The sequence below is a fragment of the Streptomyces durocortorensis genome, assembly GCF_016901035.1.
Classification (GTDB): Bacteria; Actinomycetota; Actinomycetes; order Streptomycetales; family Streptomycetaceae; genus Streptomyces; species Streptomyces durocortorensis.
Map to the genome: position 1 here is coordinate 1 of NZ_JAFEUF010000276.1, position 8,008 is coordinate 8,008.

General features: G+C 74.3%; 6 protein-coding genes. 4 read left to right on the plus strand and 2 right to left on the minus strand.

Features of this window, described 5'->3' with window-relative positions:
• Nucleotides 1–7: 7 nt before the first annotated feature.
• Nucleotides 8–2,380 carry a molybdopterin oxidoreductase family protein gene (locus JS521_RS31085; RefSeq protein WP_239488094.1) on the minus strand — a complete coding sequence of 791 codons (2,373 nt, stop codon included), beginning with the start codon at nucleotides 2,378–2,380 and terminating at the stop codon, nucleotides 8–10.
• 461 nt (nucleotides 2,381–2,841) lie between these two features.
• Here JS521_RS31085 and JS521_RS31090 point away from each other — a divergent pair, with 461 nt between their 5' ends.
• From JS521_RS31090 to JS521_RS31105, 4 genes are all read left to right on the plus strand, one after another.
• Entirely contained in the window at nucleotides 2,842–3,582 is a 741-nt protein-coding gene (locus JS521_RS31090) for a class I SAM-dependent methyltransferase (protein WP_205086263.1), read from the plus strand.
• Nucleotides 3,579–4,733 (plus strand): pyridoxal-phosphate dependent enzyme, encoded by a 1,155-nt coding sequence (locus JS521_RS31095; RefSeq protein WP_205086264.1) that lies wholly within the window; start codon nucleotides 3,579–3,581, stop codon nucleotides 4,731–4,733. Before JS521_RS31090 ends, JS521_RS31095 begins: the two co-directional genes overlap by 4 nt.
• Nucleotides 4,730–5,956 carry an ATP-grasp domain-containing protein gene (locus tag JS521_RS31100; RefSeq protein ID WP_205086265.1) on the plus strand — a complete coding sequence of 409 codons (1,227 nt, stop codon included), beginning with the start codon at nucleotides 4,730–4,732 and terminating at the stop codon, nucleotides 5,954–5,956. The genes JS521_RS31095 and JS521_RS31100 overlap by 4 nt, the downstream gene beginning before the upstream one ends.
• A 153-nt stretch (nucleotides 5,957–6,109) precedes the next feature.
• A complete protein-coding gene (locus JS521_RS31105) occupies nucleotides 6,110–7,318 on the plus strand; it encodes an MFS transporter (protein ID WP_205086266.1) in 1,209 nt (402 codons plus the stop codon).
• A gap of 69 nt (nucleotides 7,319–7,387) precedes the next feature.
• On the opposite strand, the gene JS521_RS31110 is transcribed toward JS521_RS31105, so the two are convergent.
• Nucleotides 7,388–8,008 (minus strand): sigma-70 family RNA polymerase sigma factor (locus JS521_RS31110; protein WP_239488095.1); only part of this gene is annotated, 621 nt, incomplete at its 5' end.

The following is an 8,008-nucleotide window of genomic DNA, read 5'->3' on the forward strand; positions in this document are numbered from 1 at the left end:
CCGCGAATCAGCTGGGCCCGGCGCCGTTAGCGCCGCCGGCGCCCCCCCGCCGGGGCATGCTAGCCCCCACCCGGTCCGCCGACCCCACCGGCCCCACCACGCTCTCGTGGTCCGCGAGACCGAGGGCGCCGGTGAGCCCGGCCCGGTCCGCCGTGGGGGGAGCCGGGCGCACCGCCGGGGCCGCGACCTTCGCCAGCCGGACCGCGCACACCTTCAGCTCCGGCTGGAACGAGATCGGGTCGACCGCGTCGTTCGTCACCGCGTTCACACCGAGGTACTCGCCGAACAGGTCGTTCCAGTGGAACGGCGCGAAGCACTCCCCCGCCGCGACCCGGTCCGTGATCCGGGCCGGGAGCACCGCGCGGCCGCGCCGTGAGGCGACCTCGACGCCGTCGCCCTCGGCCAGGGCCAGGGCGGCCGCGTCGTCGGGGTGGATCTCCACGAAGGGGGCGGGGTCCAGCCGGTTGAGTTTGCTGACCTTGGCGGTCTTGGTGAGGGTGTGCCACTGGTGCTGGAGACGGCCGGTGTTGAGGACGAACGGGAAGTCCTCGTCGGGCATTTCAGCCGCCGGCAGGTGCGGGCGGGCGTGGAAGACGGCCCGGCCGCCGGGGAGGGGGAAGGCAAGCCTGGGCACGCTGCCGTCGGGCCGTACGGTCAGCTCCTGGCTGACGCCGTCGTTGAGGTAGCGCACGGGGTTGCGGGTGGGTCCTTCGGCGTCCGCGCTCGGCCACTGCACGGGCGTCCCGCGCAGTCGCTCGTACGTCACGCCCCGCAGGTCGTAGCCGGTGTGCGGGTTCCACGCCCGGGTGATCTCGGCGAAGATCTCCTCGGCGCTCGTGTAGCCGAAGGCCTCCTCGTACCCCATGGCGCAGGCCACCTCCGCGATGATCCGCCAGTCCGGCCACGCCTCGCCGGGTGGGTCGGTGGCGCGGCGGGAGAGGGTGAGGGTGCGCTCCGAGTTGATCATCACGCCCTCGGACTCGGCCCAGAGGGCGGCGGGCAGGACGACATCGGCGTACGCGTTGGTCTCGGTGTCGGCGAACACGTCCTGGGTGACGACGAATTCGGCGGCCTCCAGGCCTTCGATGACGGTCCGGCGGTTGGCGACCGAGGCGACCGGGTTGGTGCAGATGATCCAGCAGGCCTTGATCTCCCCCTCGGCCATGCGCCGGAACATGTCGACGGTGCCGCTGCCCGAGCCGTCCGCGCGCAGGGTGCCGGGCGGTACGCCCCAGAGCTCCTCGGTGAAGGCGCGGTCCTCGTCGGACAGGACCGAGCGCTGGCCGGGCAGCCCGGGGCCCATGTACCCCATCTCGCGGCCGCCCATCGCGTTGGGCTGGCCGGTGAGCGAGAACGGTCCGCTGCCGGGGCGGCAGATCGCGCCGGTCGCCAGGTGCAGGTTGATCAGCGCGTTGGTGTTCCAGGTGCCGTGGGTGGACTGGTTGAGCCCCATCGTCCAGCAGCTCATCCACTCGCCCGCCTCGCCGATCCAGCGGGCCGCCTGCCGGATGTCGTCCTCCGGGATGCCGGTGATCTCCGCGACCGCGGCGGGCGGGTAGTCGCGGAGGAAGGCGGGCATCTGCTCCCAGCCCTCGGTGTGCTCGGCGATGAACGCGGGGTCGGTGTGCCCGTTCTCGACGAGGAGGTGCAGCAGTCCGTTGAGGAGGGCCAGGTCGGTACCGGGCCGGATCCGCAGGTACAGGTCGGCCTTGGCGGCCGTGGCGTTGCGGCGGGGGTCGACGACGATCAGCTTCGCGCCCGCCTTGACGCGCTCCATCATCCGCAGGAAGAGGATCGGGTGGCAGTCGGCCATGTTGGCCCCGGTGACGAGGAAGACGTCGGCGTGGGCGAAGTCCTCGTACGAGCCGGGCGGCCCGTCCGCGCCCAGGGACAGCTTGTAGCCGCTGCCCGCACTCGCCATGCAGAGGCGGGAGTTGGACTCGATGGTGTTGGTACGCACAAAGCCCTTGGCCAGCTTGTTGGCGAGGTACTGCGCCTCCAGCGTCATCTGGCCGGAGACGTAGAGGGCCACCGCGTCCGGGCCGTGGGTGTCCAGCACGGACCGCAGCCGGCGTGCCGTCTCGGCGATGGCCGCGTCCCGGCCCAGCGGGGCGGGCTGCTCGCTGCGGTCGGCGCGGGCCAGGGCGGTGGTCAGCCGGCCGGGTGCGGCGAGGAGGTCCGCGCCGGTCGCGCCCTTGGTGCAGAGCCGGCCGGCGTTCGACGGGTGCTCCTTGTCGCCGGACGCCTTCACGACGGTGCGGCGGCCGTCGGGGCCGGCGGCGATGTCGAGGACGATCCCGCAGCCGACACCGCAGTACGAGCAGACCGTACGCACCCGGTCGGTGGCGAGGGCGTCCGGCTGCGGGGTCGGCACGGTCATGTGCGGGGCCCTTCGGGGGCGGGCGTTCCGTGCGGGACGCGGGGCGGGCGGCGGTCGCTCCCGAATCTAGGAAGGGCCCGTTACCCAGGGATGACACCGGGCGAACAAGACCGGTTACGTCGCCTGCACACCGGCCGGGAACCTCCGGTGAGGCCCCCCGCCGGCGCCCGGAAGCCGCCGGTGAAGCCTCCGGCGGCGCCCGCAAGCCTCCGGTGAAGCCGGCGAGGCCTCCTGGGCGGCGGGCCCCCGGCATCGGCCGGTGATCACGGGGAAGGCCCGGGCAGGACATCGCCAGGTGTTCACGCGGGAACTTCCCGGGCGGGGCGGCCGACTACTGGAGAGACACCGGGTGCGGGAGGCCCTCCCGGTGACGGAAGCGGGGGGGGGTGCGACGCACGGCCGCCGGGATGACCGCCGCAGTACACCCACGGGGCCCTTGGCCCGGGAGGAGACCGCGAGGCATGCACTGGTACGAGGACGACGCGCTCTGGTCGGATTTCGCCGCGACGATGTTCCCACCGGCCCGGGCCGAGTCCGCCGCCGCCCTGGTCGCCTCTTCCCCGCTGCTGGACTTCCCACCGGGCTCGAGAGTCCTGGACCTGTGCTGCGGGCCCGGCCTCTTCGTGGTGCCGCTGGCGGGCCACGGGTACGAGGTGACGGGCGTGGACCTGTCCCCCTCCATGCTGGAGCGCGCGCGTGCCGCCTGCGACGCGGCGGGCGCGAAGGCCAGGCTGGAGCGCGCCGACATGCTCACGTACCAGGAGCCGGGCGCCTTCGACGTGATCCTGAACGTCTTCACGTCGTTCGGCTACTTCGAGGCGGCCGAGGACAACCTCCAGGTGCTGCGCAACGCGTACGCGAGCCTCGCGCCGGGCGGGCAGCTGGTGGTGGACGTGATGGGCAAGGAGGTGCTGGCGGGCTGGATCGGGCGGCCGAAGGCGGTCGACCTGCCGGACGGGAGTTACGTCGTCCAGCGCGACACCGTCCTCGACAGCTGGCGGCGGCTGCGTACGGACTGGACGCTGGTGCGCGGCACGACGGCGCGCACCGCTTCCATCACCTCCTGGCTCTACTCGGCGGCCGAGCTGCACGCCCTCTTCGAGAGTGTGGGCTTCACCGACGTGGAGTGCTTCGGCGGGTTCGACGCGTCCGGCTACGACCAGCGCTCGGACCGGCTCATCGTGCGCGGGCGGCGGGCGTGAGGGCGGGGGCGGACGCCCGTCCGCGCACCGCCACCACGCCCGCCGCGGCGGTCCACGATCACATCACCGACGCGGTGAAGACCCCGGACCTGATCCGGCTGACCGGAGACGTCGTCCTCGCCCGCTTCGAGACGATGAAGGTGTACGCGGCGCTCGGCGCGGTCCGCTCGCTGCTGCGCCGGGGCCGGGTGGTGCCCGGGCAGACCCTGGTCGACAGTTCCAGCGGCATCTACGCGCTGGCCCTCGCCATGGCCTGCCACCGCTACGGGCTGCGCTGCCACATCGTCGCCTCCACCACCGTGGACGCCACTATGCGCGCGCAGTTGGAGATCCTCGGCGCGACGGTCGACGCGATGCCGCCCTCGCAGAGCCTGCGCCTGGACCAGGAGCTGCGCGTACGCCATGTGCGCCGGCTGCTGGCCGAGCGGCCCGACTTCCACTGGATGCGGCAGTACCACGACGGGGTTCACCACGAGGGCTACCGGGAGTTCGCGGAGCTGCTGACCGGGGCGCTGCCGGAAGGTCCGCTGACCGTGGTCGGCGCGGTGGGCACGGGTGCGTCGACCGGTGGACTGGCGCGGGCGCTGCGGGAGTCGGGGCGGTCGGTGCGGCTGGTGGGCATCCAGCCGTTCGGCAGTGTGACCTTCGGGAGCGAGCGGTTCGAGGACCCGGAGGCGATCATCGCGGGCATCGGCAGCTCGATCCCGTTCGGAAACGTCCGCCACGAGCTGTACGACACCGTGCACTGGCTGGACTTCCGCCATGCGATGGCCGGGGCGGTCGGACTGCTGCGGGAGCACGCGGTGTTCGCGGGGCTGTCCACCGGCGCGGCCCATCTGACGGCGTCCTGGGAGGCGGCCCGCGATCCCGGGCGGCTGCATCTGGTGCTGGGCGCCGACACCGGACACCGGTACGCGGAGCGGGTCTTCGCCCGGCATGCCGAGGCGCTGGACCCGGCGGGGCTGCGCCCCCGGACCATCGTCTCGCCGGACGAACTGCGGCCGCCCTGGTCGGTGATGGAGTGGGCCGGGCGCGCCGCTCCGGAGGCCGCCCGGACCGCCGAGGGCGCCTGGACCTCCAACGGCGATGTCCCCTCCCCGTCCACGTCCCCCGCCCCTTCCTCCGTACCGAGCGTGGAGCTGCTGCCATGACGATCGTCGCACTGGAGTCCCTGTCCTTCGGCCTGGGGCGGATGGCGGAGGCGGCTGCGGAGGCGGGGCACCGGCTGTGCCTGCTGACCGGTGACCGTGCGGTCTACCGGCACGAGTTGGCGGTGCTGCCGCCGGACGCGCTGGACGTCGTGGACGTCGACACGTGGGACCAGGAGGCCGTCCGCCGGGCGCTGGACGCCGTGCCGGACCTGGCCGGGCTGATCAACACGACGGACACCTGGAGCCTGCCCGCCGCCGAACTGGCCCGCGAGCGCGGCCTCCCCGGGCCGGACCCGGAGGCCGTACGGCTGCTGCGGGACAAGCGCCGGGTCCGCGAGACGCTCCACGCGAACGGGCTGAGCCGGAGCCCGGCCACAGCCGTCCCGCCGGGCCCCGAAGGCGCCGGGGAGGTGCTGCGGGCAGTGGGGCTGCCCGCGGTCCTGAAGGACTCGGCGGGCACCTCCTCACGGCACGTGTGGATCGTGCACGACGAGGAGGCCCTGCACCGGGCGCTGGCGGAAGCGGGCGAACAGACCCTGATGGGAGCATTGTTCGCCGAAGCCTTCCTCGCCGGTCCGCTGTACAGCGCGGAGACCCTCAGCTGGGACGGAACCACCCGGCTGCTCGGGGTGCTGAGCCGCCAGACCTCCCGGGCCGCGGTGGTACGGGAGGAGGCGGCGGCGTTCCCGGTGGCGCTGCCGGAGTCCGAACGGGCCGGGGTCGAGTGGGGCGTGGGCCGGGTCCTGGCGGCGGCCGGGCACGAACGGGGCTTCGCTCACGTGGAGTTCATCCTGACGGCCGACGGACCCGAGCTGGTGGAGATCAACCGCAGGATCGGCGGCGCGCTGGTCGGCGAGGTGCTGTGCCGCACGCTGCGGACCAACGTCTACACGGCGATGACGGACGAGGCGCTGGGCCGCCGCCCGGCGCTGCTGGACGCCCCGCTCGCCGCCGAAGGCCCCGCGTACGGCTTCGTGTTGGTGTACGCGGATCGGCCCGGGGTGCTGAAGGGCTGGCTCGGGCTCGACGAACTCGCCGCGTTCCCGGGGGCGGTGGAGTGGTTCCCGGTGCGCGATCCCGGCGAGAGCGTGGTCCACGTCGGGGACCAGCGGGGCTGCACGGGCATGGTGCTGGCCGAGGGGCGGACGGCGGAACTGGCCCAGCACCGGGCGTGGAGCGCGGCGGTCCGGGTCCGCCCGGTCGTCGCGGCCGGCACGGCGTGAGCACCGGGCCCTCCGGAGGGCCGGGGGCTTCCGGACCCGACGACAGGAAGGCCTCCGGAGTGCCGGGGGCTGCCGGCCCCCTCGGTAGGAAGCCCTCGGGAGGGCCGCCGGGCGCTGTCGGCTCCGTCGAGAAAGGGCCCTCCGGAGGGCCGGGTGCGCGGTGAACGGGCTGGCGCAGGGCGTCGGTTCACCGGCCCCCAGCGGTTCCTGCTGGCGGGCTCGTTCCTGATCACGCTGGGCAGCTTCGCCGTGCTGCCCTACATGTCGGTCCTGCTGCACCAGCGGCTCGGCCTCGGGCTCGGCACGGTCGGCTTCGTGCTGGCCGTCGCCTCGCTGATCCAGTTCGCCGGGGGCGTGGTCGCTGGGCCGGTGACCGGGAGAATCGGGCTGCGGCGCGCGATGCTGCTGGCGCTGGCGCTGCGTACGGCGGGGTTCGCCGCGTTCGTCCCCGGGCTGACCAGTCCGGTCCTCGCGGTCGGGGCGCTGCTGCTGGTGTCGGCGGGCGCGGCGCTCTATCTCCCTGCGAACAAGGCGTACTTGGTGGACGGCGCACCCGAGGCCGACCGGCCCCGGCTGCTGTCGGCGAGCAGTTCGGCGTTCAACGCGGGGATGGCGCTGGGCCCGCCGGCCGCCGCGCCTCTCGTCATGGGCTCGCCCGGGGTGCTGTTCTCCTGCGTCACGGTGCTGTTCGCGCTCGTCGGCGCCGGCCACGCGCTGCTGCCGCCGGGCGCGGCGGACCGGGGCGGCACGAGGCGGGCCGCTGCCCCGGACCGGGTGCCGGACGCGCCGCGCACAGGGCTTTCGCCGTTCGTGGCGACCGTCCTCAGCGTGTACGCGTTCATGTTCTTCCAGCACTATCTGGCGCTGTACGCGGTCCCCCGGACGTCTGCGGCCTTCTACGGGGTCGTCCTGGCGGGGTACGCGGCCCTCCTCGTCGTCGCCCAGCCGCTGCTGGCGGAACGGGTCGCCGCGCTGAGCTATCCGGCCGCGCTGCGGTGGGGCTTCGGGGCGATGGCGGCGGGCATGGCGGCGATCGGTGCCGGAGGGTACGCGGGGATCGCGGTGGGCGGGGCGTTGCTGTGCCTCGGGGAGATCGTGCTCTTCCTCAAGAACGACCTGGAGGCGCTGGCCCGTTCGTCGGCCGCCCCGGCGAGCGTGTTCGGGCGGCAGCGGCTGGCTGCGGGCATCGGCGCGTTCGCCAGCGGGGTGGTGGGCGGGCAGCTGTACGGGGCGGCGGAGGCGGCGGGCTCGGCGCGGGGGTTCTGGGCGGCGGTCTGCCTCCAGTGCCTGCTGCTGCCGGTGCTCCTGCTCCGCATGCGTACCGCCCGGGAACCCGAGGGATCCCGAGCGGACGCCGCCTAGGCCTGCCCGGCTCCACCCAGCCCTGTCCGACTCTGTCCAGCCCTGTCCGGTCCGGCTCTCTATCCGGCCCTATCCGCCGGACGCCCCCGGAGCGGCGTCGGGTGCGGGGTCGGCCGGTTCCGTGCGCCACTGGCCGGCGAGTTCGCGACGGGCGCGCGCCACTCGGGAGCGCACCGTGCCGATCGGGCAGTCGGCGGCGGCCGCGGCCTCCTCGTAGGACGCGCCCAGCAGTTGGGTGAGGACGAAGGCCTGGCGGCGCGCCGGGTCCAGTCGGCGCAGGGCGTCCAGCACCGCGGCGGACTCCTCGAATCCGGGCAGATGGCGGGGCTGGGCGCGTTCCGCCGCGGTCTGCCAGTCCGCGGTGTCGGCGGTCCGGGGGCGTACGGCGGCCGCCCGGTGCCGGTCGATGACGACGCGCCGCGCGATCGACATCAGCCAGGTCCGGGCGCAGGAACGCCCCGCGAACCGGGCCAGTCCGCTCATCGCCCGCAGGTAGGTCTCCTGGGCCAGGTCATCGGCCCCCGGGGCATCGGAGCTGAGGTAGGCGACGAAGCGGCGGACGTCCTCGTAGGTCGCCCGGACGAACCGGTCGGCGGCCTCCCGGTCCCCGCCGCCCGCGGCCAGCGCCCAGTCGGTGATCTGCCCGTCGTTCTGCCGGGCGGCCGGGGTCCGGGGGCGGGGGGGGGGGGG

Bases quoted from the DNA above. Each gene is read 5' to 3' on its own strand.
- JS521_RS31100 (WP_205086265.1), top strand. From the start codon at position 4,730: ATGACGATCGTCGCACTGGAGTCCCTGTCCTTCGGCCTGGGGCGGATG.
- JS521_RS31085 (WP_239488094.1), bottom strand. From the start codon at position 2,380: ATGACCGTGCCGACCCCGCAGCCGGACGCCCTCGCCACCGACCGGGTG.
- JS521_RS31090 (WP_205086263.1), top strand. From the start codon at position 2,842: ATGCACTGGTACGAGGACGACGCGCTCTGGTCGGATTTCGCCGCGACG.